At 62.1% G+C, this 25,437-nt stretch carries 20 protein-coding genes; 4 read left to right on the forward strand and 16 right to left on the reverse strand.

Annotated features, from left to right (window positions below; translation table 11 throughout):
- Nucleotides 1-27 precede the first annotated feature (27 nt).
- The 3 genes from IEY47_RS03250 (at nucleotide 28) to IEY47_RS03260 (ending at nucleotide 2,670) form a co-directional block, all read left to right on the forward strand.
- On the forward strand, nucleotides 28-1,914 hold the full coding sequence (locus tag IEY47_RS03250; protein ID WP_188981691.1) for a potassium transporter Kup: 1,887 nt from the start codon (nucleotides 28-30) through the stop codon (nucleotides 1,912-1,914).
- 37 nt (nucleotides 1,915-1,951) lie between these two features.
- The gene (locus IEY47_RS03255) at nucleotides 1,952-2,278 is read left to right on the forward strand and encodes a putative quinol monooxygenase (RefSeq protein ID WP_188981692.1); all 327 of its coding nucleotides are present in this window, start codon (nucleotides 1,952-1,954) and stop codon (nucleotides 2,276-2,278) included.
- A 122-nt stretch (nucleotides 2,279-2,400) separates the two neighbouring features.
- Entirely contained in the window at nucleotides 2,401-2,670 is a 270-nt protein-coding gene (locus tag IEY47_RS03260; protein WP_188981693.1) for a hypothetical protein, read from the forward strand.
- 68 nt (nucleotides 2,671-2,738) lie between these two features.
- Here IEY47_RS03260 and IEY47_RS03265 read toward each other — a convergent pair whose 3' ends face one another.
- The 8 genes from IEY47_RS03265 to IEY47_RS03300 all read right to left on the reverse strand — a co-directional run bounded on the left by IEY47_RS03265 (nucleotide 2,739) and on the right by IEY47_RS03300 (nucleotide 12,272).
- Nucleotides 2,739-4,334, reverse strand: coding sequence for a gamma-glutamyltransferase family protein (locus IEY47_RS03265; protein ID WP_188981694.1), 1,596 nt, complete (start codon nucleotides 4,332-4,334; stop codon nucleotides 2,739-2,741).
- Between the two features lie 77 nt (nucleotides 4,335-4,411).
- Complete coding sequence (locus IEY47_RS03270; protein WP_188981695.1) at nucleotides 4,412-5,284, reverse strand: ABC transporter permease; 873 nt, start codon at nucleotides 5,282-5,284, stop codon at nucleotides 4,412-4,414.
- Nucleotides 5,281-6,228, reverse strand: coding sequence for an ABC transporter permease (locus IEY47_RS03275; RefSeq protein WP_188981696.1), 948 nt, complete (start codon nucleotides 6,226-6,228; stop codon nucleotides 5,281-5,283). The genes IEY47_RS03270 and IEY47_RS03275 overlap by 4 nt, the downstream gene beginning before the upstream one ends.
- A 39-nt stretch (nucleotides 6,229-6,267) precedes the next feature.
- The gene (locus IEY47_RS03280; protein ID WP_373293510.1) at nucleotides 6,268-7,758 is read right to left on the reverse strand and encodes an ABC transporter substrate-binding protein; all 1,491 of its coding nucleotides are present in this window, start codon (nucleotides 7,756-7,758) and stop codon (nucleotides 6,268-6,270) included.
- Nucleotides 7,759-7,789: 31 nt separating this feature from the next.
- On the reverse strand, nucleotides 7,790-8,881 hold the full coding sequence (locus tag IEY47_RS03285) for an ABC transporter ATP-binding protein (RefSeq protein WP_188981698.1): 1,092 nt from the start codon (nucleotides 8,879-8,881) through the stop codon (nucleotides 7,790-7,792).
- Nucleotides 8,878-9,864: an ABC transporter ATP-binding protein gene (locus IEY47_RS03290; protein ID WP_188981699.1), complete on the reverse strand. Its 987-nt coding sequence runs from the start codon at nucleotides 9,862-9,864 to the stop codon at nucleotides 8,878-8,880. The genes IEY47_RS03285 and IEY47_RS03290 overlap by 4 nt, the downstream gene beginning before the upstream one ends.
- Nucleotides 9,861-10,598, reverse strand: coding sequence for a FadR/GntR family transcriptional regulator (locus tag IEY47_RS03295; protein ID WP_188981700.1), 738 nt, complete (start codon nucleotides 10,596-10,598; stop codon nucleotides 9,861-9,863). Before IEY47_RS03295 ends, IEY47_RS03290 begins: the two co-directional genes overlap by 4 nt.
- A 348-nt stretch (nucleotides 10,599-10,946) precedes the next feature.
- The gene (locus tag IEY47_RS03300; RefSeq protein WP_188981701.1) at nucleotides 10,947-12,272 is read right to left on the reverse strand and encodes a DUF3100 domain-containing protein; all 1,326 of its coding nucleotides are present in this window, start codon (nucleotides 12,270-12,272) and stop codon (nucleotides 10,947-10,949) included.
- 307 nt (nucleotides 12,273-12,579) lie between these two features.
- Between IEY47_RS03300 and IEY47_RS03305 the strand changes: the two genes are divergently transcribed.
- Nucleotides 12,580-13,488, forward strand: coding sequence for a LysR family transcriptional regulator (locus tag IEY47_RS03305; RefSeq protein WP_188981702.1), 909 nt, complete (start codon nucleotides 12,580-12,582; stop codon nucleotides 13,486-13,488).
- Nucleotides 13,489-13,712: 224 nt separating this feature from the next.
- Here IEY47_RS03305 and IEY47_RS03310 read toward each other — a convergent pair whose 3' ends face one another.
- The 8 genes from IEY47_RS03310 to IEY47_RS03345 all read right to left on the reverse strand — a co-directional run bounded on the left by IEY47_RS03310 (nucleotide 13,713) and on the right by IEY47_RS03345 (nucleotide 25,399).
- Nucleotides 13,713-14,870 carry a M20 aminoacylase family protein gene (locus tag IEY47_RS03310; protein WP_188981703.1) on the reverse strand — a complete coding sequence of 386 codons (1,158 nt, stop codon included), beginning with the start codon at nucleotides 14,868-14,870 and terminating at the stop codon, nucleotides 13,713-13,715.
- A 2-nt stretch (nucleotides 14,871-14,872) separates the two neighbouring features.
- Nucleotides 14,873-16,390, reverse strand: coding sequence for an aldehyde dehydrogenase family protein (locus IEY47_RS03315; RefSeq protein ID WP_188981704.1), 1,518 nt, complete (start codon nucleotides 16,388-16,390; stop codon nucleotides 14,873-14,875).
- Between the two features lie 3 nt (nucleotides 16,391-16,393).
- Nucleotides 16,394-17,284 carry an NAD(P)-dependent oxidoreductase gene (locus tag IEY47_RS03320; RefSeq protein ID WP_229779139.1) on the reverse strand — a complete coding sequence of 297 codons (891 nt, stop codon included), beginning with the start codon at nucleotides 17,282-17,284 and terminating at the stop codon, nucleotides 16,394-16,396.
- Between the two features lie 360 nt (nucleotides 17,285-17,644).
- Complete coding sequence (locus tag IEY47_RS03325; protein ID WP_188981706.1) at nucleotides 17,645-18,838, reverse strand: amino acid aminotransferase; 1,194 nt, start codon at nucleotides 18,836-18,838, stop codon at nucleotides 17,645-17,647.
- A 371-nt stretch (nucleotides 18,839-19,209) separates the two neighbouring features.
- Nucleotides 19,210-20,409, reverse strand: coding sequence for a hybrid sensor histidine kinase/response regulator (locus IEY47_RS03330; RefSeq protein WP_188981707.1), 1,200 nt, complete (start codon nucleotides 20,407-20,409; stop codon nucleotides 19,210-19,212).
- Nucleotides 20,410-20,412: 3 nt separating this feature from the next.
- Nucleotides 20,413-21,006 (reverse strand): chemotaxis protein CheB, encoded by a 594-nt coding sequence (locus tag IEY47_RS03335; RefSeq protein WP_188981708.1) that lies wholly within the window; start codon nucleotides 21,004-21,006, stop codon nucleotides 20,413-20,415.
- On the reverse strand, nucleotides 21,003-21,821 hold the full coding sequence (locus IEY47_RS03340) for a CheR family methyltransferase (RefSeq protein ID WP_188981709.1): 819 nt from the start codon (nucleotides 21,819-21,821) through the stop codon (nucleotides 21,003-21,005). The genes IEY47_RS03335 and IEY47_RS03340 overlap by 4 nt, the downstream gene beginning before the upstream one ends.
- A 71-nt stretch (nucleotides 21,822-21,892) precedes the next feature.
- Nucleotides 21,893-25,399 (reverse strand): response regulator, encoded by a 3,507-nt coding sequence (locus IEY47_RS03345; RefSeq protein WP_188981710.1) that lies wholly within the window; start codon nucleotides 25,397-25,399, stop codon nucleotides 21,893-21,895.
- Between the last annotated feature and the right edge of the window lie 38 nt (nucleotides 25,400-25,437).

The raw sequence follows: 25,437 nt of genomic DNA on the forward strand, positions 1-25,437 counted from the left end.
CCTATCGTTTTTGAAAGGAGATTCCAGGTGAGTGCCTCGTCTGCCGCTGGTAAACCGCAGTCCCATTTCGCGCTTGTGCTCGCCGCGGCCGGCGTCGTCTATGGCGATATCGGTACCAGCCCTTTGTATAGCCTCAAGGAAATCTTCTCACCGCACTACGGCGTATCTATCGATCACAACAATGTCCTTGGCATCCTTTCGCTGATTTTCTGGTCCCTGACGATCGTCGTGACAATCAAGTATGTCGCGTTGATTCTACGCGCCGACAACGGCGGCGAAGGCGGCATCATGGCCCTGACCGCGCTGGCGCAGCGCGCCGCTCGTGCTAGACCTCGCCTGCGGGCAACGCTGGTAGCCCTGGGGCTTTTCGGCGCCGCCTTGTTCTACGGCGACAGCATGCTCACCCCTGCCGTATCGGTCGTCTCGGCAGTGGAAGGGATCGAGGTCGCCTTCCCTTCCATCGAACATTGGGTCGTGCCCGTATCATTGATCCTGCTGGTTGGCCTGTTCGCCATCCAGCGACACGGTACTGCCCGAATCGGCTACCTGTTCGGGCCCGTCATGGTCATCTGGTTCACGACGCTAGGCGCACTCGGCATCCACGGGATCGTCCAGCGTCCGGAGGTCCTGCAGGCACTCAACCCCTACTGGAGTGCGCTGTTCTTCGTGGAGCACCCGCTGCTCGGCGTGCTGGTCATGGGCGCCGTCGTGCTGACCATCACGGGGGCGGAGGCGCTGTACGCGGACATGGGGCACTTTGGCCGCCGTCCAATCACACATGCGTGGCTTTTTCTGGCCTTCCCCGGACTGATCCTCAACTACTTCGGGCAGGGCGCGCTATTGCTGCAAGACGCGACTGCAGCACGCAATCCGTTCTATCTGCTAGCACCAGACTGGGGACTGGTTCCGTTGATCGGCCTTTCCACGCTAGCCACCATCATCGCTTCGCAGGCGGTCATCACTGGTGCCTATTCGATCACCCAACAGGCCATCCAACTGGGCTACGTACCCCGAATGCAAATAACGCATACCTCGGACGTCGAACGTGGTCAGATCTACATTCCGGTTATGAATGCATTGCTGATGGTCGGCGTGGTGTTGCTCGTAGTGGGCTTCCAATCGTCCAGCGGATTGGCCGAAGCGTACGGGGTCGCTGTCACCGGCACGATGCTCGTCACGACCATCCTCGTCGCCTCGGTCGTGTTGTTGCATTGGAAATGGCGCTGGTATCTGGCGGTGCCGTTGCTCTCACTGTTTCTATTGCTGGACTTGCTTTTCTTCGCGTCGAACGTACCGAAGATCGCCGCGGGAGGCGCTGTGCCCCTTATCGTCGGCGCGGTACTTTTCTTGCTGATGACGACCTGGAAGCGCGGCCGCCAACTGGTACTGGAGCGCCTGGACGGGCACGCGCTACCGTTGGGCCACTTCATCGAAAGCATTGCGCTGCAGCCGCCCATCCGCGTCTCGGGCACGGCGGTGTTCCTCAACAGCCGCGCGGACACCGTCCCCCATGCCCTTCTCCACAACTTGCTGCACAACCAAGTGCTGCATGAACGGGTGCTGCTGCTCACGGTGCAGTATGCAGACCGTCCACGAGTGCCGGTCGAGGAGCGTTACGAACTGGAAACCTTCGGCCAGGGGTTCCATCGTCTGACGCTGCGCTTCGGCTTCAAGGACGAACCCAACGTGCCCCAGTCCCTGGCGCTGTTGAAGGAGCGCGGTTTGGAATGTGCGCCCATGACGACCACCTATTTCCTCAGCCGCGAAACGGTTATCCCGTCCAAGCGACTCGGCATGGCGCTGTGGCGCGAAAAGCTGTTCGCTGTGCTGGTCAAGAATTCCGGCGGCAGCCTCGCCTTCTTCCACCTCCCGGTGAACCGGGTCATCGAGCTTGGCACGCAAGTGGAAATCTAAGCGCGGAACGAACCACGCAACCCCGGCTCCATAGGCTATGAACAACACCCTTCACACCCTGACGCTGATCCAGGCTACACCCGACCGCGAACGGGCGCTGGCCGCGCACCTCGAACTCATCCGCGAGCAGGCGCGCCAGGCCCCAGGTTGCCTAGATTTTCAGGTACTGCGCGATGCTGACAACGCTCGCCGCTGGGTCATCCACGAAACCTGGCGCAGCGCCGCGGATCTCGACAACCATCTGCTCACGCCGTACATGCAGGATTTCTTCAACGAACTGGCCAAGTTGGTGGACGATATCGACACCCGCCTGCTGCTGGCGCCCTTCGATGCGCAACCCGCTGAGGATGATCCTGTCCCCTGAGAATACGGCTCCGAATCGAACCGGTCGGCATATCACCGGAATCCTGCCGACCGACCTGCGGTCCAGACGAATAGAAGCCTGCGCCGTACCAGGCGCAGGCACTACTTCGACAGGAGGCCACCATGCAACAAACGACCATCACTGCCGAACAAGCGCGCGACAATGCGATGCACGCGTCCAATGGCGTGGACCAGATGCTGGCGACCATCAGCCGGGAAATCGACATCCTCTCCAAAGCCGGACGACGGTCATCCACGCACAGCTTCTCGAAGGAAAACGTCAGCGACGACGAGCTGCGCCAGACCTTGGACGAGATGATCAATCGCGGCTTTTCGGTAGATCGCCAAGCCAACATCAATGGCGACCTGTGGACGGTACGGCTGACCTGGTGAGGCGAACGACATCCGTCTCGGTTCGCTCCTGCTAGATAGCCAAACCGGTGCAATACCTGCCGGCGGCGTCAGAACGCCGCCACCAGCCCATCTTTGCGTGGGTCCGTGCCGCCGACGTAACCATCGGCGGTGCGCTGAATAATCTGGGCGCCCCCGAACGCGAACATCCCACTCAGCTCCTGCACCTTAATGTCGTGGCCTAGAGCCTGGAGCGCGGCCACCGTTTCAGGGTCGAACTGCGGCTCGACGGACACCGTTTTGCCTCCCTCGAGGCGCCAGCGTGGGGCGTTCGCCGCCGCCTGCGGATTTTGCTTGTAACGCAGGATGCGCAGCATCAACTGCAGGTGTCCCTGCGCCTGCATCGGGCCGCCCATGAGCCCGAACGCCATGAGTGGGGACCCGTCCATGTGTGTCACGAAGCCTGGAATGATCGTATGGAACGGCCGCTTTCGCGGCGCAACCACGTTCACATGCTCGGGATCGAGGGAAAACCCCGCGCCACGGTTTTGCAGGCTGATGCCCGTTCCTGGCACGACCACGCCGGAGCCGAACCCCATGTAGTTGGACTGGATGAACGACACCATCATGCCGTCGGCGTCCGCCGCGCACAGGTAGACGGTACCGCCCGGTTTCGGCGAGCCATGACCGGGATCGCCCGCAGTCTCTTCAATGAGCCCAGCGCGCTCGGCGAGATACGCCGGGTCCAGCAGATGCTGCGCCAGTACACGCATATGGTCTTGGTCGGTGATGTGATGACGCAGGTCCGCCAAGCCCAGCTTCATGGCTTCGAGCACGGTATGCAGCGTCTCGGGACTGTCTACCGAATGCTCGCCAATGCCGACGGCTTCGAGTATCCCAAGAGCCGACAACGTCGCGATGCCTTGCCCGTTCGGAGGCAGCTCGTGCACTTGAGCTCCGGCAAACGGTACGGAGAGCGTCTCCACCCAATCGACCGTGTGCGCGGCAAGATCTGCAAGGCTCAACACCGCGCCATGGCGCGCGGCATCCGCTGCCATTGCGTCGGCAAGTGCCCCCTTGTAGAAGGCCTGGCCCTTGCTTTGCGCGATCGCCGTCAGGGTCCGAGCGTGATCGGGCAATTGAATGTGCTGCCCAGCGCGCGGGGGTTGACCATCGAACAGGAAGCAGTCAGCGAAACCGGGTTGATCCTTGAGCAGTGCCGCGCCTTGCCGCCACTGCTGGGCAATGATCGGCGTCACCTGGTAGCCATCCCGCGCATAGCGTATGGCGGGCTCGGCAAGCGTTTCGAAGGGCAGCTTGCCGTAACGCTCGGACAGCGCAACCCAGGCCGAGACGGCGCCAGGCACGGTGACGGCATTCCAGCCGCGTTGAGGCATCGCGTCTTGCCCGGAAAAATGTTCGGGCGTCCACTGCTCGGGCGCCCGGCCAGAGGCATTCAGGCCTTGCAGACGTTCACCATCCCAGATGATCGCGAACGCATCGCTGCCGATGCCGCAACCGGTCGGCTCGACCACGGTCAGCACCATCGCCGCAGCGATCGCCGCATCCGCTGCGCTGCCGCCACGCCGGAGCATTTCCAAGCCCGCCTGGGCAGCCAGCGGTTGCGAAGCGGCTACCATGTTTCTCCCCATCACCGGCGAACGCGCCGACGCGTACGGTTGCGTGTAATCCAGATCGTCGAACATGACTTCCCCTTTTTGGCGAAGGACCGGGCTACAGCCCATCCAAAGATTCGTATCCGTGCCCGAAGGCAGGCGTAGTTTTAGGATTTGGGGTCGAGCGCATCGCGCAGCCCATCCCCCAGCAAGTTGAAAGAAAGCACGGTGATGTAGATGGCCAGGCCCGGCACGATGGACATCCACGGTGCCTGCTCGAGGAAGTTCTTCGCCGTGGTGAGCATCGACCCCCAGGAGGGCTGCGGGGCTTGTTGCCCGAGCCCGAGAAACGACAGGCTGGCCTCCGCCAGAATCGCCGATGCGATGGTCAACGTGGCCTGCACCACCAGCGGTGACTGCACGTTGGGCAGCACATAGCGCAGGATGATCCACCGGTGCGGCAGACCGATTGCCCGCGCGCCTTCCAGGTAATCCTCGTGCCGCACGGCCAGCACCTGTCCTCGTGTCAGGCGCACGAAGATTGGCATCGCCGACAAGCCGATGGCGATCATCGCGTTGCCCAGGCTTGGCCCCAGAAAGGCCCCCAGCGCAATGGCGAGCACGAGAAACGGGCAGGACAGCAGCGCATCGGTGACGCGGGACACCAACGCATCCAGCCAGCCGCCGAAATACCCGGCAAGCAGTCCCAGCGGCACGCCGATCAGCATCGCGATACTGACCGAAACCACTCCCGCCAACAGCGAACTGCGCGTCCCCCAGATAAGCCGGGACAGCAGGTCGCGGCCCAGCTCATCGGTACCGAGCCAGAATTCGGCGGAAGGCGGTTTGCGCACGGACAGGAAGTTCGCCTTCAACGGGTCGTGCGGGGAAATCCACGGAGCGAGAATAGCCACGGCCACGAAAAGCAGCAGGCAGATTGCGCCGATCACCGCGCCTTTGTTGGCCAAGAAGCGCTGCAGTACACGGTACTTGCGCGGCGCCTGCACGCCGATGACGGAAGGCTGTAGCGCAGCATTCATGTCGCAGTCCTCAAGCGGGGATTGATGAGGCGATACAGCACGTCAGCCAGGAGGTTGAGCAGGATGAAACCGATCGCCACGCAAAGCACCACGCCCTGCACGACCGCGTAGTCACGGTTGAAGACCGAGTCCACGATCATCTTGCCGAAGCCCGGGATGCTGAACACCTGTTCGGTCAGCACCGCACCGCCGAGCAACTCGCCGAACAGCAGCGTAGTCAGGGTGACGATGGGCATTAGCGCATTGCGAAAGGCGTGCTTAAGCACGACCACACGGGCATACAACCCCTTGGCTTTGGCGGTCCGCACGTAGTCCGAGCGCAGCACTTCCAGCATCGCATTGCGGGTGTGCCGCATGAGCGTGCCGGCCAGCGCCGTGCCGAGCACGAACGCCGGCAGGAGCAGCGTGCGCAGCGCCTGCCAAGGGTCGTCCGTGAACGATACGTACCCCGAGGCCGGCAGCCATTGCAGCTTCACCGAGAAGATCAGGATCAACGTGATACCGAGCCAGAAATTGGGAATCGAGATGCCCGACAGCGCGGCAACACTGGTGGCGTAGTCCACCGCCGTCCCCTTGCGCACGGCAGCGATGATCCCGGCCGGTACGCCCATCACGAGCGCAATGCACATTGCCAGCAGGGAAAGCTGGAACGTTACGGGTAGCTTGGAGCCGATCAACTCGGTCACCGGCTGCTCGGTGCGCAGCGACATGCCCAGATCCCCGGTCAGGGCATTGCCGACCCAGTTCAGGTATTGCGTCGGCAATGGATCGTCCAGTCGGTACTTCGCCCGCAGGTACTCCAGTACCGCCGGATCACGCTCCTCGCCGGCCATGGCGAGCACGGGGTCGCCCGGTAGCAGCTTCTGCAAGGTAAAGACGAACAGCGACACCAGGATCAGCGTCGGTATCGCGCCGATCAGTCGGCTTAAGATGAATCGCATCATGGGGCCTCCCAAGGCCCGCCGTAAGACGGGCCACCCTGCTTACTGGAGCCTGAGATCGTTCAGCCGGATCAGGCCGTCTGGATGCGGTACGAACCCCTGTAGCTTCGCGGTCATCGCGATGATGCGTGGGTCGAAGTAGAGGTAGATGAGGGGCAGCTCATCGGCAATGATTGCCATCGCCTCGCGATACAATTCCTTGCGCCGGGACTCGTCATTCACCGAACGTGCCTCGTTAAGGAGCTCATCCACCTTGGCGTTGCAGTAGCGGCCGTCGTTCTGCGTGCCCTTGCAGGTCACGAACTGGTGGATGTTGCCATCCGGATCTGGCCGGCCGGACCAGGGAAACAGGCTCGCCTGGTAGTTGCCGGCTTGCTGTTCGCTGAGCAGCGTCGCCATTTCGGTCGTTTGCAGACTCACCTGGAAGCCGCCCTCTGCTGCCATCGCCTGGACGATCTGCCCCACCTGCTGGCCAATGGGATTGTTCGCCACGGTGAGCTGCACGTTCAGCGGCGTCTTCACCCCAGCCTCGGCCAACAATGCCTGGCTACGTGCGGGGTCGCGCTCATGCATGGTCAATGCGTCGTCGTGGTAGGGGCTGCTCATGGCGAAGGGTTGGTTCGTCGGCGCATAGAGACCTTCGAACACGACCTGATTGATGGCGTTGCGGTCCAGCGTCAACTCGAACGCCTGCCGTACACGCTTGTCCTGCCCGAGCGGATTCTTTGCCCGGTCGCCATGATTGGTGTTGATGTAGATCTGCGCGAACCCGAGGCCCGGCGTGTTGAAGAGCTGCAGGCGGCTGTCGCTCTCCACACTTTTCACGTCGCTTGGCGCAGTACGCTCGATCACGTCCAGATCGCCTGAACGCAGGTTCGCCAGGCGAACGGAGGTATCCGGAATAGGCAGGTAGATCACTTTGTCGAAGTGATAGGCGTCCTTGTTCCAGTAACCCTCGAACCGCGTGAGCACGATGCGATCCTGCTGGACCCGCTGCTCGAACGCGTAGGGCCCGGAGCAGATCGGCGTGTAGCTCCCCTCCGTGGCGAAGGCTTTGGGCGAAAGCATCATGCCGGCGCGGTCCGACAACTGTGAGATCAGCGTGGCATCGGGCGCCTTGAGTTTGAGCGCCACGGTCATTGGATCGATGACCTCGACAGTGTCGATCGAGGCCAACTCGCTCTTGCGCAACGATTCCGGCAGCGTGCGTGCGCGGTCGAGATTGGCTTTCACTGCTGCGGCGTCGAACGGCTCGCCATCGTGAAAGGTCACCCCGTCGCGTAGCGAGAGTGTCAGCGTCTTCTCGTCGTCGCTCCAGCTCCACTCGGTGGCCAGCCGTGGCTCGAAGGTCAATTTCGGAGTGACTTCGACCAGTTTGTCGCACAGGCCGGCGTACACGATGCGCCCGGCGTATGTCCGGGAACGGTGCGGATCGAGTACGTCCGGATCGTCTTGAAGGCCAATGCGCAATACGCTCTGGCTTTGGCCGAACGAGGGTGCCGCAAGCATGAGGAGCAGTGCTCCTGCGGTCATTCTGAAGATATTCACGACGATTCTCCCAGGGCTAGTTCGAATGGCTGTTGAACAGATGCAGGCGCTTGCGCAAAGCGGGCATGGGCGCGGGCGCAAGCAAGCGGTCCCCGCCGGCGTTGGCGATTTCCTGCCAGAAATGGCAAGCCACGCGCCGGGCGCCGCCCACCTCCTCGAACGCGGGCGCGACCTCACGGCACAACGCGCGTGCATGCGGGCAGCGGGTGTGGAAGCGGCAACCAGACGGTGGTGCGGTCGGGCTCGGCATGTCGCCGCCGAGCAGTGTCCGAGGACGACGTTGTGAGGGATGGCTCACCGGCACGGCGGCCATCAACGCCTGCGTGTAGGGGTGCAGCGGCGCGTCGAACAGGTCATCCACCGGCGCCAGTTCGACGATTTCGCCGAGGTACATCACTGCGACGCGGTCGCTCATGTGGCGGATGACCGAAAGCCCGTGGGCGACGATGACCAGGGTCAGCTCGAAGCGCGTCTTCAGGTCTTCCAGCAGATTGACCACCTGAGCTTGTACCGAAACGTCCAGCGCCGAAACCGGCTCGTCACCGAGAATCAGTTTCGGCCCCGATGCCAGGGCTCTCGCGATCCCAATACGCTGGCGCTGACCGCCGGAGAACTCGTGGGGATAGCGTGACGCGAGTTCCGGCGCCAGGCCTACGGTTCTGAGCAGTTCGACGACCCGCTCCTGGCGCTCGCGCCGGTTTTGCTGGCCGTGCAACCAGATCGGCTCGCCAACGATGGCCTCGACGCTCATGCGTGGGTTCAGCGACGAGAACGGATCCTGGAAGATGATCTGCAATTCGCGGCGAATCTGATTGAGCCGCGCTGGCGGCAGGTTGCCGAGGTTGCGCCCTTCGTAAAACACATCGCCGGCGGTTGGCGACAACAGGTTCACCAACAGACGTCCGAGAGTCGACTTGCCGGAGCCGGACTCGCCGACCAGCGCCAAGGTCTCACCGCGGCGCACGCTCAGCGATACGTCGTTCACCGCCTGTACCGTCGGGCTGCTGCGACCGATCAGGCGACGCGTGCCGCCGAAATGCTTGCGAAGACCGATCCCCTCGAGAATCGGCACCTCGCGAGCCAGGGTAATGGAAGGGTCGCGGCTCATGCTGAAACTCCCACGTGATTTTCCAGAGGCGCGCGAATGCAGGCGGCGTCATGTCCGGCCGCGAGTGCGGACAACGGTGGCCGTGCCGCCCGACAGGGCGCGATAGCGAACGGGCAACGTGTGGCAAAGCGGCAGCCTTCCGGCATTTCTGCAGGCGTCGGTACACGCCCGCCGATGGTCGATAGCCGACCTTCGCGTGGCCCGGAAGACGGCATCGATCCCATCAGTCCAATGGTGTAGGGGTGCTGGGGGTCGTCGAAGATGGCGTTCACTGATGCATGTTCGACGACGCGGCCGGCATACATCACCGCGACGTCATTGGCGACCTCCGCCACGACGCCGAGGTCGTGAGTGATGAGCATCACCGCCGTACCGCTCTCACGTTGCAGCTCGGCGATCAGCGCGAGGATCTGCGCCTGGATGGTCACGTCGAGCGCCGTTGTCGGCTCATCCGCGATGATCAGGGCGGGATCGTTGGCCAGCGCCATGGCGATCATGGCGCGCTGGCGCATGCCACCCGAAAGCTCGTGCGGATAGGCCGCGAGCCGCTGCTGCGCCGCAGGAATACGCACGCGATCGAGCATCTCCAGCGCCCGACGACGGGCGTTGTCGGCGGACACCTTCTGGTGCCGTACAACACTTTCTGCGATCTGCTCACCAATGGTGAACGCCGGGTTCAATGACGTCATTGGCTCCTGAAAGATCATCGCCACACGATTTCCACGCAGGTCCAGGCGACGACGTTCGTTCATATCCAGCAGCGACTCACCCAACAGGGTCAGCGCCTGCGCATCCACCCGCGCCGTCGCGGGCAAGAGGCCCATCAGGGCCAACGAGCTCACGCTCTTTCCGCAACCGGACTCGCCGACGACCGCGAGCGTCTGCCCAGCGCGAATGGAAAAGGACAACCCGTCGACCACGTTGGCCGGCGCACCAGCGAACCGCACCGTCAGGTCACGGACATCGAGCACAAGATCGTTCATAGGCCGCTATCCACCTCGGTATTGATGACGTTCTGCAGCGCGCGTTGTAGCGCCCGCAGGTGCCCGCGCATGGCTTCGGCGGCCCGGGCGGGGTCGCGTTGCTCGATGGCGCCGATGATGTCGTCGTGGTCATCGCCGTAGCCGTCCAGACGGTCTTGATTGCGGGCGCGCTGGCGTAGATCGCGCCAACCTGGGTCCCGGCGAATGGCGTCGAGGACTTCGAAGATATCCAGTAGCAGTCGGTTACCGGCCGCCTCCGCGATGCAGCGATGCAGCGCGCCGTCCCACAGCTCGAGGCTTTCGGCATCGGTCGGCTCGGTGTCCTGCTGTCGGGCGGTGCGTTCCACCATCCGGCGCAGCATCGCGATCTGCTCACGGCTGGCCCGCACGGCGGCCAAGGCCGCGAGTGACGGCTCGAGGTGCAAACGCGCTTCCATCACTTCGGCATAGTTGGTGCGATTGGCGAGGCGGGAAACATTCAACGCGGCACTGGGCGGTGTAGGGCCGACGAAGGTGCCCTTACCCTGCCTGCGCCAGACCTGCCCTTCGGCTTCAAGCACAGCCAGCGCCCGGCGTACGGAACGTCGGCTAACGCCGAAATCGGTGGCAAGGTCACGTTCTGGAGGTAGGGGTCGCTGCGGGAACGAGGCCTGCTGCACCACCAACTGGCGCAAAGCATCCAATGCCACTTGCGACGAATCGCCTGCCGGCGAGTCGGCTTCGAACCTTTGCATCGCGGTACTCCTGAAGCGCCCCCTACAGACGCGCATTCACGCGATAGCAGGGACTGTTCTTGGTGGAAGTAGCGATAGCAATGGTGATGCCAATTGGGATTGGTTCACCTTATTCGCCTAACAAGCGAAGCAGCGAATTGGTTGACGTGCATGATTGAAAGGAAGAATTTCGCGCAGTCGCACGTTGCTCGTTCGGCGATACCGGGCAATGGTTCACCGTTGGCCGAACCAATTTCTTTCAGGTTTCACATACCGTGCGATCGAAGTGCGTCATCGCACGATGATAGTGCGCGCCCGCCACAAAAAAGCCGGCTACTAAGGCCGGCTTGGGACTCGGTCAAACACGCATCAATGGAACAGCTCGGCGATGAACACCGCGCCGATGAAGGTGCCGAAGCCTGCAGTCAGGGACACCAGCACGATACGCCATCCAAGACGGCGGAACGCAGGAATGTCCTTGGCAATGGAAAGACCCGCAAACGCCAGCATCGGGGTGATCACCGCCATGATGCCGACGGCGTTGGCCGCTTCGGTGATTTGCGGTGAGAGCGGGCACCAGGGCGAGGTCATGTACATGGCCACCAACGATACCCAACACACGGCCGGCACTTTGCGGCGGAACAGCTGGCACAGCAGCTCACCAATAAAGGCAGAAGCGATCATCACGGCGACGCCAAGGAAGGCCGCCGGTGACAGCACGTTCGCGGCGACGTAGTTAGCCAGCAGGGCCAACGCACCGGCAGCGAACCAGGCACTGAAACGGCCGCCCCAGCCCAGCTCCACCGGCTCGTCCACGACGTCTTCGGTGACGGCGCTGCTGGCGTTGGATGCCTTCGTCGTGCGACCGATCAGCGGCTCCAGCACTCGATAGCCCCAAATGGCGAGCGGCAGCGAAATGAACAGCGTGAAGTAGGTGCCAAGCGTGGTGGTGATGAGGTTCGCGGCGGCGGCGAGCGCCATCACTTCCTTGGCCACTTCCGGCGTCTGCTGCGCTGCGACAGCGCCCGCTGCGGCCGCCATGATGCTGCCCGAGCCGATACCCGCGCCCATCGCCAGTGAATACGGATGGAAGATGTTCAAGCTGGCGATGAAGCCCGCGACCACGGCCATGAACACCGCGCCGATCAGCGTGCCGGTCAAGTACTCCGCCAGCACGCCACGGCCTTCCGGGGAATCCATGCCGAAGCGCTCACCAATGATCGCAAGGCTGGGCTCGCGTCCGACGGAGAACGTGGCGCCGACGGCTTCACGCTTAATACCCAAGAGCAGCGCGACGGGAAGACCCAACATGATGGTGCCGACGAAGTGCCCCAGTTCCTGAAAGGCCAACGCCCAACCGGCGGCGACCACGGTAGGTAGCGAGCCGCCGACTACCAGGCCGAGTTTGGCGATAAATACCAGCAGCGCGTATTGCAGGATGGTGGCCGAACGGACTTGTGCGGCGCGACTGACCGCCAGCGGCGCTGGCATACGCTTGTAGGCGAGACCGATACCCGCGCCCAACAACAGCGCCCATATCATGGGTAGCAAGACCACCTTGCCAGGTCCGAGCGGAATGCTGATGGAGCCGATGAGCTCCGCGATCAGCAGCACGACCGCTGCCCAGAAATAAAGCTTCACGGTGTCGCTAACGGCACTGTCCTGGCCCATGGCCAATGTTGGATGCGCGCTCATTCTTCCCCCTGCGGCCCGTAGCATGGGCTCGGTTTAGTTATATCGGCAGTTCGCGAGTCAGTGCTCGCTGGGCAGAATCAAAGCTCCCGCCTGTTGGCGTGATGCGTGCCATTCAGCCCCGCCTCTAAGGGCGAATCGCTTAACGAGTGGCACAGCAGGAGAGCAAACCCAGCGACCTTTGGTGTGAGGTAGGACGTGGCGCCGTGGCTGATCAGGCCGGAGTATGGACAGCGCCTTCGTGTCTCTCCAATAATCGATCCGGCATTTTCTGTTGCGTTAAACAGAACACTGATCGAGGGTTGCAGGTATGCGCGCTATCCATGAACAACGTCTTCACTACTTCGTCGAAGCGGTCCGCCTGGGCAGCGTACGCGCCGCTGCGGATGCCTTGGATATCGCGCCATCCGCGGTCAGTCGCCAGATCGCCCAGGTCGAAGCCGAGCTCGGAGTCGATCTGATCGAGCGGCATCGCCGTGGCGTTACCCCCACCGAGGAAGGCCGACTGGTGCTGGAATACTTTCGCCTGCGCCAGACCCAGCTCGATGGACTGCTGGATGCCATCTCAGACCTGCAGGGGCTGCGGACAGGGACCGTCACTCTGGCGATCGGCGAAGGATTCATCGATGACCTGTCACTGACGCTGGGCGATTTTTCCGCGCGGCATCCGGAGATCGAGCTGCGGGTCAACGTGGTCGGCACCAACGAAGTGATCCGCGAGGTCACCGAAGACGAAGCGCACATCGGCCTGGTGTTCAACCCGCCGAAACATCCCAGCCTGCGAACGCATGTCAGCCGCCCACAGCCTCTATACGCGCTGGTCGCGCCAGATCATCCGCTGTCCCAGACGCCCGATACGCAAATCACGCTGCAGGCATTGAGTGAGCACCGCCTCGCCCTTCCGGACATTTCCTACGGTATTCGCCAGATGGTCGAGGCTGTGGTGCACCGTTCTGGGGTGCGGCTCCAGCCCACGCTGACATGCAACACCTTCACTGTCAGCAAGCGCTATGCCCAACAGGGCGGCGTCACGCTATTACCGGCCTTTGCCGCAGCCCATGAAATTCAAAGCGGCACGTTGAAAGCCATACCGTTGGCGGACAAGGGGTTCGCCGGCCCGCACGCCGAGCTGATCACGCGCCTGGGAAGACGCCTCAGCCGCGCGGCGGATGAATTGTTGACGAACATGACCCAGCGAATGACGGCGTTTCGGGGATAAGGAGGCGCTTTGGCAAAGGCGTCATCCTTCAACATCGCGGGCGGCTAAAGAGGATCATCACCCGCCCCCCCTACAGTCATGAGCGATGTGCATCGGCATCCCTGCTCGCTGTAGGGGCGGCTTCAGCCGCGAAATCGCATCGCGGGCATGGCCCGCTCCCACAGGATGATTCTCCTATCGTGGGAGCGGGCCATGCCCGTGATTGACCTTCGAAGGCGCCACAATTACCGAACCGACAACTCCTGCCGTACCAGCTCAGCCCATAACCGCACGCCAGGCTCGATGACCGCATCATTGAAGTCATAGAACGGGTTGTGCAGCGGCGCCGAAGGCTGCTCGCCATCCACGCCTAGCCATAGGTACGCACCAGGCCGAGCCTGCAGCATGAAGGCGAAATCTTCGGACGCCATCGAGGGTGGAATGCTGCCGATGGTCTGCGCCTCACCGAAGACCGATACGGCCGCCTGTAGCGCGCGCGCAGCCTGTTCAGGATGGTTCTGCGTCACCGGATAACCCTGCGTGTAATCCAGCTGCGCCTTCACGCCCTGTCCGGCCGATGCATGTGCCACGATCTCGCCCATCAACGACTCGACCTGCGCCCGCACCGCACCATCCAGGCAACGCACGGTGCCTTTCAGGCGAGCGACTTCGGGGATCACGTTGATCGCCTCGCCCGCCTCGACCATGGTCACGCTAACCACGGCAGACGCCAGCGGCGAGATCCGCCGCGCGACGATGGTTTGCAGCTGCAGGATCAGGTCCGCCGCGGCGACGATCGGATCGAGCCCGCGATCTGGCATGGCCGCGTGGCAGCCCTTACCGGTCAGGGTGATCTCGAAGGTATCCAACGAAGCCATCATCGCGCCCGGATTGACCGCGACTTTTCCGGCAGGCAATCCCGGCCAGTTATGCAGGCCGTAGATGGCCTGCATGGGAAAGCGCTCGAACAGGCCATCGTCGATCATCTTCTGCGCGCCACCGAGGTTTTCCTCGGCGGGCTGGAAGACGAAGTAGACCGTCCCGATAAAATCCCGGTTTTCGCTCAGGTAGCGTGCGGTCGCCAACAAGATCGCCGTATGCCCGTCGTGGCCGCAGGCGTGCATGCAACCTTTTGCCGTCGAACGATGGTCGCTCTCGCCCAGCTCCTGAATCGGTAGCGCATCCATATCCGCACGCAGGCCAATGGACGGGCCATCGCCCGTGCGCAGAACGCCCACCACCCCGGTACCGCCCAAGCCACGATGGACCTCGAGCCCAAAGCCTTCCAGCAACTGTGCGACGCGCGCGGAGGTCTGGTGCTCGACGAAGCCCAGTTCAGGATTCGCGTGGAACTCACGACGCCACATTCGGGCGTCGTTCAACAGCGATTCGGAAATACCCATGTTCACTCCAGGCTCGCACCGTAGCCAAAACCGGCCACCGGCGTCGCGGCCGTCTCGACCCATACACTCTTGACCTCGCTGTATTCACGCAAGGCGTCCAGGCCCGACGAGCGGCCATAGCCGCTCTCGCCGTAACCGCCGAATGGCGAGCTGACGTGAATCGTCTTGTAGCCATTGACCCAGAACGTACCAGCGCGAACGGCCCGTGCAACGCGATGAGCGCGGCCAACATCACGTGTCCAGACTGCACCAGCGAGGCCGAAGCGGCTGTCATTGGCGATGCGGATAGCGTCGGCTTCATCTTTGAACGGAATGGCAACGACCACGGGACCGAAGATTTCTTCTTGCGCACAGGCCAGCGCGTTGTCACCCGCTAATACCGTCGGATTCACGTAGTAGCCAGCGCCTGCGGGCAGCGGCTCGACGCCGTTTTCCACGTGCTTGGCACCATCGCCGAGCGCGGCTTCGACCATGCGCTTCACATGGGTGTACTGCTTGGCGTTATGGATCGGGCCGATCTGGGTTTCTGGATCGGACGGATCGCCCACCTTGAACTGGCTGGCCGCGCGCGCCACTGCCTGGATGAAGCGCTCGTAGACGGACTCCTGCACCAGCAAACGCGAGCCCGATACGCAGCTCTGCCCGGCACCGGAGAAAATCGCGGCCTGCGCGCCCTTCACGGCGAGGTCCAGGTCTGCGTCGTCGAAGACGATATTGGCTGACTTGCCGCCCAGCTCCAGTACCACTGGAATGCAGCGCTGTGCGGCGGCCGCGGCGATGTGGCGTCCGGTCGCGGGCGAGCCGACGAAGACGACCTTGCGGATATCAGCCTTCGCGATGACCTGCTGGCCCACAGTGTGGCCGTAGCCCGCGAGGACGTTGACCAAGCCTTTCGGCGCACCCGCGCGCTCAACCAGCACACCGAGCAGCAGCGACGTGACCGGGGTCAGCTCGGAAGGCTTGAGGATCACCGCGTTACCGGCTGTGATCGCCGGCGCGATCTGCCAGCCGCCGGTGAAGATCGGCGCGTTCCACGGAGTGATCTGCAACACGGTACCCAGTGGTTCATAGGTCACGTAATTGAGGTGTGTAGTCGGCACCGGAATGACTTCGCCGTGCAGCTTGTCGGCCCAGCCGGCGTAGTACTCGAACATCTCCGCGACCTTGATCACCTCGACACGGGCATCACGGATCGGCTTGTTGGACGTCACCGATTCCAGCACCGCCAGCGTTTCGGCCTCTTCGCGGATCAACGCGCCGATGCGGTAGATAATTCGCCCGCGCGCCTGCGCCGTCAGTGCGTTCCATTCGACGCGGGCCCGCTTCGCAGCGTCATCGGCCAGGGTGACGACGGACGCGTCCGCGTCCGGGTATTCATAGGCGACGCTGTCGTCATGGGCGTTACGGACGGTGATGGACTCGCCCTTACCGTCGACGAAGCGGCCATCGACATAGCTCGCCACCTGATTCCGGTCACCCCAGAACTCTTTCAGCAGTGCCAGTACCTGATCATTGTTCATCCGTCATTCCCCCTTGCCGAACAGCTGTTCGTCAGTGCGCTGCACGATGCAGCAGAAATCGTCGCTATCCGGTAGCGTCTCGGCGCTGGCGGCCCAGGCCTCAGCAGTAGCGGCCGCCAGCGGTAGATCGAGGCCGAGTTCGGCGATCAGATCCTTGGCGAGGCCGACATCCTTGCGCATCAGGCCCATGGTGAAGCCGGAGTTGTAGGCTTTGTTCAGCACCCAGGTCGGGAACATGCCCTGGCTGGCCCCGCTACGACCCGAACCGGCATTAATGCCTTCGATGAGTTTCTCGGGAGAGACGCCGGCCTTGGCCGCCATGGAAACCGCTTCCGCGGTGGTGATGAGATGCGCAGCCGCCAACAGGTTGTTGGCGATCTTGGCGATGTTGCCGGCACCGACGTCACCGACGTGCACGCGAGTGGTACTCATGGCTTCCAGTACGGGCATGACCTTGGTCAGCGCTTCTTCACAACCACCGATGACCATGGTCATGGTGCCAGCGGCTGCACCTGCCGGACCGCCTGAAACGGGCGCGTCGAGGAAATCGGCGCCGTTCTCGGCGAAGACGGCGGCCACCTTGCGGCTGGTATCCGGTGTGGACGTCGTGGTGTCTACGATGACCGCACCGGCCTTGACCAGCCTCGCCAGGCCTTTCTCACCCAGGCAAACGGCTTCGACATGCTCGGCCTTGGGCAGCGACAGCACGATCACTTCGCAACGGGCGGCGAGATCTTGCAGCCCCTCGGCAAGACTCACGCCCTCTGCAGCAACGCGACTACGCGCCAGTTCGGAAGGGTCCAGTCCAATTACGCTCACACCCTTGCGTGCCAGCGTAATCGCCATGTTCCCACCCATGTTGCCAAGTCCGATGACGCCTACGTTCAACCCCATGACCTTCCCCCCGGATCGGTGATCACCGCACGTCCAGAGAGGGCGTGCGTTCTTCGACCGAGTATGGGGAGGCTCAGGCATCACCTCCAATAAAGGATTCGGACTTTTTTGTTGCGTGGATGGCAACGCTGATCGTTGCCGATACCGACCAATGTTTCGTGAATTGAAGCCCTAGGTTCAATGGTCAGAAGGGTTCCTCGAAGGGCAGGCGCTCTGCACCTGTAGGAGCCAGCCGGGCTGCGACCAGTATGATGGCGATCGATTTTGTAATACGGGTTACACCCGCACTACGACCGGCCTTGAGCTGAGACGCCCGGGATGCATTGCGCATCCCGGTTTTTGCGTCGGCGTTAAGCCTGCTTAGACGAGCCCAGCCTTCAGCGCTGCGGCAAGCTCATCGAGGCGATCTGCGGACAGACCGGAGACGTTGATACGTCCGCTGCCGACTAAATACACACCGGAGGTTTCACGTATGCGCAGGACGTACTCCGGTGTCATGCCTAGGCTCGAGAACATGCCCTTTTGTACGGCCAAACTCTGGAACGGCTCGAACGCGTCGATCGCTTTCAGCGCATCGCACAGGCCATTACGCAAGCTGTTGATGCGCTCGCACATCTCGTTAAGCTCGGCGAGCCAGCTTGCTTTCAAGGCACCGTCGCCAAGAATATGCGTGACGATCTGCCCCCCATGGGACGGAGGCATCGACCACAGGCTGCGCGCGCTGTCGATCACTTGTGAGCGAACGGCGGCCAGCGTCTTGGTGCTGTCGCTGCTGATCAGCAACGCGCCGGTGCGCTCGCGGTAGATGCCGAAGTTCTTCGAGCAGGAAACGCTGGCCAGCACTTCCGGCAACGCATCGCAGAACAACCGCAGCGACCACGCATCTTCATCGAGACCGTCGCCAAAGCCCTGGTACGCCATGTCGAACAAGGGCAGGACGCCCTTGGCTTTCACCGCGTCGAGAATGGCGTGCCACTGTTCGCGGGTCGGGTCGATTCCTGTGGGGTTGTGGCAGCACGCGTGCAACAGAACGGCATCGCCCGTATTCAGCTCGGAAATACCGGCCAACAGCGCTTCAAGATTGAAGGTGCCATCCTCTCGCAAATGCGCGCAGGTGCTGACATTGAGCCCGACACGCTCGAAGATCGGCTGGTGAATCGGCCAGGTCGGTACGCCCACCAACACCGTTTTCACCGCAGTACGGGTCAGGAACTCCGCCATCAGCCGTAGTCCACCCGTACCACCGGGGGTCTGGATCGCAGCGTAACGCTCACCCACGAGAGACGCAGCAGAGGCGCCAAGCGCGATGGGAACGATGGCGTTTTCGAAACCAGGAACGCCCGCCGTACTGACATACGCCTTGCTACTCTCGTTTTCCAGCAACCAGGCCTCGGCAGCTTTGACTGATTTCAGTACAGGCGTGCGGCCTTGCGGATCTTTGTAAATGCCCACGCCCAGGTCCATCTTGCTGGCGCGGGTATCGTTGGCATACAGCGCGACAAGGCCGAGGATAGGGTCGTCTGGCAACTGCGCCAGGTGATCGAAAACAGGCATGGTTGGCTCTCAGATGAATGCGTTCATTTAGGAGTGGCGGGAACTGGCGCAATGGTAACGCCAAGAGCCGCATGGTGCGCTAACCGAATAAGCATCGCCAGTCTTTGGGGTGGGGCAAACGGTGGTGGTACCGCCATGCACCGGAAGCAGGACGTCGCGCTGTGGTAGGGGCGACTTTAGTCGCCTTGGCGGCTAAAGCGGTTCGCCGCCCGGCCGCCCCTACAGAAAGCACAGGGCGCGACTGCCGTAGGACGGGTGCCAACCCGCAGCTTTGTTGTGCATCACAGACATCATCGCGGGCATGACCCGCTCCCACAAAGGTGGCGGCGTGGCTGATCTATCCAGAGTGGGCATGATGACCGGGCGGCGGTTTAGCTCAGTGATAAGTGAAACGGCAGCTCGATGCGGAACGTCGCACCTTCATTAGGTTGGCTGCGTACGGTGATCCGCCCACCGTGCGCCTTGACGATTTGGTCGGCGATGAACAGGCCGAGCCCGAGACCGGCCACCTGGGCCGTACTCGACGCCCGCTCGAATTGGCTGAAGATGCGACGCTGGTCCTCGGCGGAAATGCCGACACCGTTGTCCTGCACCTCAAGCCAGGCGAATCCTTCGCTGGTCCCGGCACGGACCATCACCGGTTTGCCATGCCCGTAGCGCAGGGCATTGGTCAGCAGGTTCGCCAGGACCTGCTCGATCCGAAACTCATCCCACATCCCCATAATCGGCGACTGGATTTCGCGGACGACTTCGTTGCCTGACTGTTCGAACTGTGCGGCGAAATTGTCCAGCACCTTTTCCACCAGGTCGGCGAGGTTCAGCGCGGTCGCGCGAATGGACAGCTTGCCGGTACGAATACGGCTTATGTCGAGCATGTCGTCGATCAAACGCATGAGCCGGCGAATCTGCCGCTCGTCCTTTTCCACCATGGCGTGCAGGCGGTCCAGGGCGAAGGCATCGAGATTGCCTTTCTCCAGATACAAGCGCCGCAGCTGCACTTCGAGGATCAGCGTATTGAGCGGCGTCTTCAGTTCATGGGAAACCACTGACATGAAGTCGTCGCGCATGCGGATTGCCCGCTGCAGCTCGCTTTGCGTCGTGCGCAGGTCGACAAGCAGCTGCTCCTGCTCCTGACGGCTACGTTCGAGTTCGCCCAACTGGGTCTTGAGCAGCTTGCGCTGTCGCCACAGTTCGACGAAGACGTTGACCTTGCTACGCACGGTATGTGCGTCCAGCGGTTTTTGCAGGAAATCGACCGCCCCGGATTCGTAACCTTTGAACGCGTAGTTCTGCTCGCGCCCTGCAGCGCTGACGAAAACGATGGGAATGTGCCGGGTCCGCTCGGCGCCGCGCATCATTTCTGCTAGCTGGAAGCCGTCCATGCCGGGCATCTGCACATCGAGGATCGCAAGGGCGAACTCGTGGCGAAGCAGGAGCTCCAGCGCCTCCTCGCCCGACTCGGCCTGGAAGACCTCCGTGACATCGCTACGCACCAGCGCTTCGAGCGCCAGCAGGTTTTCTGGCAGGTCATCGACGATCAGCAGTTTGGCGGGCTCTATCGTGGGATACATGGGTCAACAATCCAGTTGCAACAGCAATTCACGTAATCCCGCCAGCGGCAGGACATGATGGGGGGTGAACAACGCCAGCGCCGAGCGCGGCATGGTATCGACCTGGGCTTCCGCCGGATCTTGAACGAGCGCCAAACCGCCCTGTTCGGCAATGTGGCGCAAACCAGCGGCGCCATCAGCATTAGCCCCGGTCAACAATACTCCGGCCAGGGCCGGGCCCCAGGTATCCGCCGCGCTTTCAAACAGTGCATCGATGGCAGGCCGGGAAAAATGTACTCGCGGATCAATGCTCAGCGAAAAATGCCGATTGGTTTCGACCAATAGATGATAGCCGGGTGGTGCGAAATACAAGCAGCCGGACTCTATCGGCATCTTGTCGTTCGCTTCCTTCACGCGCAGGGCCAGCTTGCGATCGAAGATCACCGCCAGCTGGCTCGCCACGCCTTCCGGTATGTGCTGCACCACGATCAGCGGCAACCCGTAATCAGTGGGAAAACCCTCCAGCAGCACGCTGAGCGCATCAAGGCCTCCGGCGGACACGCCAATCACCACGGCCTCGACACGCGCGTATGGACGGTGGATGTGTTCGTTGTTCATCGCTTGCGGAAGATCCTTTCGGCGCGCGCAATGGGTTCGAACGCGCCCGCGTGCTGCCCGAAATCGAGGCTCTCCTTGCTGCCAAGCCCCAAGAAGCCACGGTGACCGAGCGACTCATGAAACAATCCGACCGCGCGGTCCTGCAGCCCCCGGTTGAAGTAGATCAGGACATTGCGACAAGAGATGAATTGGGTCTCCGCAAAGACGCTATCGGTGGCGAGGCTGTGATCGGCAAAGGTCACCCGTTCGCGTAGACGCTTGTCCATGAGCACGGCATCGTAGGCGGCCGTGTAGTAGTCGGAAAAACTGTGCTTGCCCCCAGAACGTTGATAGTTCTCGGTAAACAAGCGAACGCTGTCCGTGGCGTAGACACCCTGCCGGGCTTTTTCCAGCGAGCGCGGATTGATGTCGGTCGCGTAGATGTGCGCCCGCGACAGCAACCCCTCCTCCTCGAGCAGGATGGCCATCGAATACACCTCTTCGCCGGTGCTACAACCGGCAATCCAGATGTTCAGCGAAGGATAGGTGCGCAACAGCGGCACCACCTGCTCACGCAACGCCCGGTAGTACTCCGGGTCGCGAAACATTTCGCTTACCGGGATCGTCAGGTACTGCAACACCGCCATGAACGTGTCGGGTTCGTGCAGCACCCGACCTTGGAGTTCCGACACGCTATGGCACTCCAGCGCCCGTACCGCCTGCACGACGCGGCGCTTCATGGACGCCATCGCGTAGTCGCGAAAGTCGTAGCTGTAGCGCAGGTAGATGGCCTCGATCAGTAACTTCAGTTCGATCTCGAGCACGGGTTCAGCCATGTTCAATCACCCCCTGCGAACGTCGACAAGGCGCGGTTGCATCCGACCCACGTATTGGCCGTGCGCCCCAATCAAAACACTTCCAACTTCGGCAACCAGACGCGGATGAGCGAGAACAAACGATCCAGATCGATCGGCTTGGCCAGGTAGTCATTGGCCCCGGCCCGCAGGCAACGGTCCTGATCGTCCTTCATGGCTTTGGCCGTGACGGCGATGATCGGCAGCCGCTTGAAGCGAGGGTCCTTGCGAATGCGCTCGGTCGCCTCATAACCATCCATCTCCGGCATCATGATATCCATCAGCACGAGATCGATCGTCGGCTCTTGATCCAGCTTTTCCAGCGCCTCGATACCGTTGCGGGCGATTTCGACCCCGGCGCCCTTGTGCTCCAGCGCACTCGTGAGCGCGAAAATATTTCGCACATCGTCGTCCACCAACAGGATACGCCGGCCCTCGAATGCACGGTCGCGGTTGCGCACGGTCTTGAGCATGCGCTGGCGCTCCAGCGGCATGTCGGCTTCCACCTTGTGCAAGAACAGCGTGACCTCGTCCAGCAGACGCTCCGGCGAGCGGGCACCCTTGATGATGATCGAGCGGGAATACTTGAGCAGCTCCGCCTCTTCGTCACGGCTGAGGTTGCGCCCGGTATAGACGATCACCGGCGGGAAGGAGCAGATGTCCTCCTCGGTCATACGCGCCAGTAACTGACTGCCATCCATGTCCGGGAGCTTGAGGTCGATGATCATGCAATCGAACACGGTGTCCCGAAGCTGATCCAGGGCCAGGCCACCCAGGCCGACCGCGACGATTTCGATGTCGTCGTCCTCGATCAGGCGGGAAATGCTCTCGCGCTGGAGGTCGTCGTCCTCCACCACCAGTACGCGTTTCACCTTTTGCTCCAGCTTCGACTCCAGGCGCGCGAACACGCTCTTGAGATCGTCGCGGCTCACCGGCTTCATGGCATAGCCGACAGCGCCCATGTGCAGCGCTGTCTCGCGACGATCCTCGACGGAGCAAATATGAACGGGTATGTGGCGGGTGCGCGCGTTCTCTTTCAAGCGCTCCAACACGGTCAGGCCCGAATGATCCGGTAGGCGCATGTCCAGCAGGATGGCATCCGGCAGATGACTTTCCGCCAGGCTGAAGCCTTCGTCGGCGCCGTGTGCAACGAGGCAGTTGTAGTTCAGCTCGTGCGCAAGATCGTAAAGAATCTTCGCGAATTGCGGTTCGTCTTCGATGATCAGCACGCAGCGCCCGCTTGCAGACATACGCTCGCGGTCATCATCGAACGGCGGCAACGCTGCAGGCGGCTCGGCAACGGCAGAAGCGGGTGGCATCTTCGGCAACGCCGACTGGCGTGGTTCTGGCCGTGCCGCCGACACCACGGCAGCCGGTGCCGCCGGCTCGCTCGCGTCCACGAAGCGTTGCGGCAGCGCGAGGCTGAAGCGACTGCCCTTGCCGACCTCACTGGATACAGTAAGTGTCGCACCCAGGCGATGAGCGAATTCGCGAGAAATCGACAACCCGAGCCCAGTGCCGCCATAGCGGCGATTGGTCGTGCCGTCCGCCTGCCGGAACGCCTCGAAGACGACGTCCTGCTGCTCCTGCGGAATACCGATGCCAGTGTCCTGCACATGGAACGCGATGTGTCCTTCCGCGGCAGGCTCGATCTGCAAGCGGACCTCGCCGGCATCCGTAAATTTGATGGCGTTGGAGAGCAGGTTCTTGAGGATCTGCTCAAGGCGCTGAATGTCAGTCTGGATGGTCGGTGGCAACCCATCGGCGATCTGAATGACCAGATCCAGCGATTTCTGACCGGCCAATGGCGTGAACAGCCCGTTCAGGTTGTCGGCCAGCCGCACAAGGCTTGCGTCCTCGAGCACGAGTTCGAGTTTGCCTGCTTCGACCTTCGACAGGTCGAGGATGTCGTTGATCAGGGTCAGCAGATCGTTGCCGGCTGAATAGATCGAACTGGCGAACTTCACCTGCTCTTCGGTCAGGTTGCCGTCGTCGTTGTCGGCTAGGAGCTTGGCGAGGATCAATGAGCTGTTGAGCGGCGTCCGCAGCTCGTGGGACATGTTGGCGAGGAACTCGGACTTGTAGCGGCTTGCGCGTTGTAGCTCCTCGGCCCGCGCTTCGAGCATGCGCTGCGCTTCGCCTAGATCACGGTTGCGCGTGTCGAGTTCGTCACGATGATTCGCCAGGGCGAGTGCCTGCTCGGACAACTGCTCGTTGGTCTGCTCGAGCTCCGCCTGCTGCGCCTCCAGGTTCGCCTGGGATTCCCTGAGCGCGCTGGATTGCTCTTCGAGCTCCTCGTTGGCGCTGCGCAACTCTTCCTGCTGGACCTGCAACTCCTCGTTCAGTGCCTGGGTTTCGGACAGGGCCGTCTGCAACTTTTGCCGGTAGTTGGCGCCGCTGATGGCCGCGCCGATGTTCCCGGCCAGCAGCCGCATCAGTTCGCGATCCTGTGACTCCAGCGGCCGCAGAAAGCCCAGCTCGATGACACCCATCAGCTCGTTGCCATCGATGATGGGCAGGATCAGCACGGCGTGGGCGTCGCTTTCGCCGACCGCCGAACTGACCTGCAGGTAGTTCGCGGGAAGGTTTTCCAGCGCCATTGGCCGACGCTCCGACGCCGCTTGGCCGATGAGCCCCTGACCAAATTCCAGATGCTCGCGGCGCAACAGCTGTGCCTCATCGAACGCATAGGTAGCGACTCGCCGCAGCCGCCCATTCTCGACGGTATACAGCGCGCCAACGGCGACCTGAATCTGCTGGGCGAGGAAGTCGAGCGTGCGATTGCCGACCTCTTCGATGGTGAGCTGGCCAATGAGGTGTTCGGCAAGGGATGCTTCGGCGGTTTGGTACCAGCTCTGCCGCTGTAGCTCTTGCGCGTTAGCGGCTTCCTTTTGCAGCGAGGTGTTGAACGCTGCAGATAGTGTCAACAGCTCGTGCCGCCCACGGTAGGCGATCAATACGTTCAGCAGGAAAATGACTGCAATGAAAATCCCGACGGCGAGTACGGTCATCCACTCGGCAAAATCGACCCGCGCTGCGCGTAGACGCTCCTCTTCATGCAGGAACTGGTTGAACTTGGCGCGCATTTCGTCCATCGAGCGCTTGCCGACCTGCGAGCGAACGTCCTGAACGAATGAAAGATCATCGATGGCGCGCTTTGCCTTCACGCGCTCGGCATGCGCGCGCCATTGATCGTGAGCCGACTTTATCTGGCGTAGCGTTGCCACTTGCTGTGGATTGTCTCCGACCAGCTCGATCAACCCACCAAACTCACCGTCCAGTCGTTGGACCGCGCGATCGTAAGGCTCGAGGAATACTGGATCGTCGCCAACTAGATAGCCGCGCATGCCGGTTTCCATGTCGATCAGTAGCTTGAAGACACCGTTGCCCTGACTGATCACGCGGTCGGAATGCTCGACATCGCGGGAGACCGAAAGCAGGTAATAGATGATGCAAACGAAGAAACCGATCGTCACCAGACCTACCGCGACTGGGACTGCAATGTTACGAGCGAGTATTCGCCGGAAGCGTTCTTCCTCGATGACCGTCTTGTCGGGCATGCTTTTCCCTAAACAATATGAGGGTATAAAAGAGCCGG

The sequence above is a fragment of the Pseudomonas matsuisoli genome, from assembly GCF_014647635.1.
Taxonomy (GTDB): Bacteria; Pseudomonadota; Gammaproteobacteria; order Pseudomonadales; family Pseudomonadaceae; genus Pseudomonas_P; species Pseudomonas_P matsuisoli.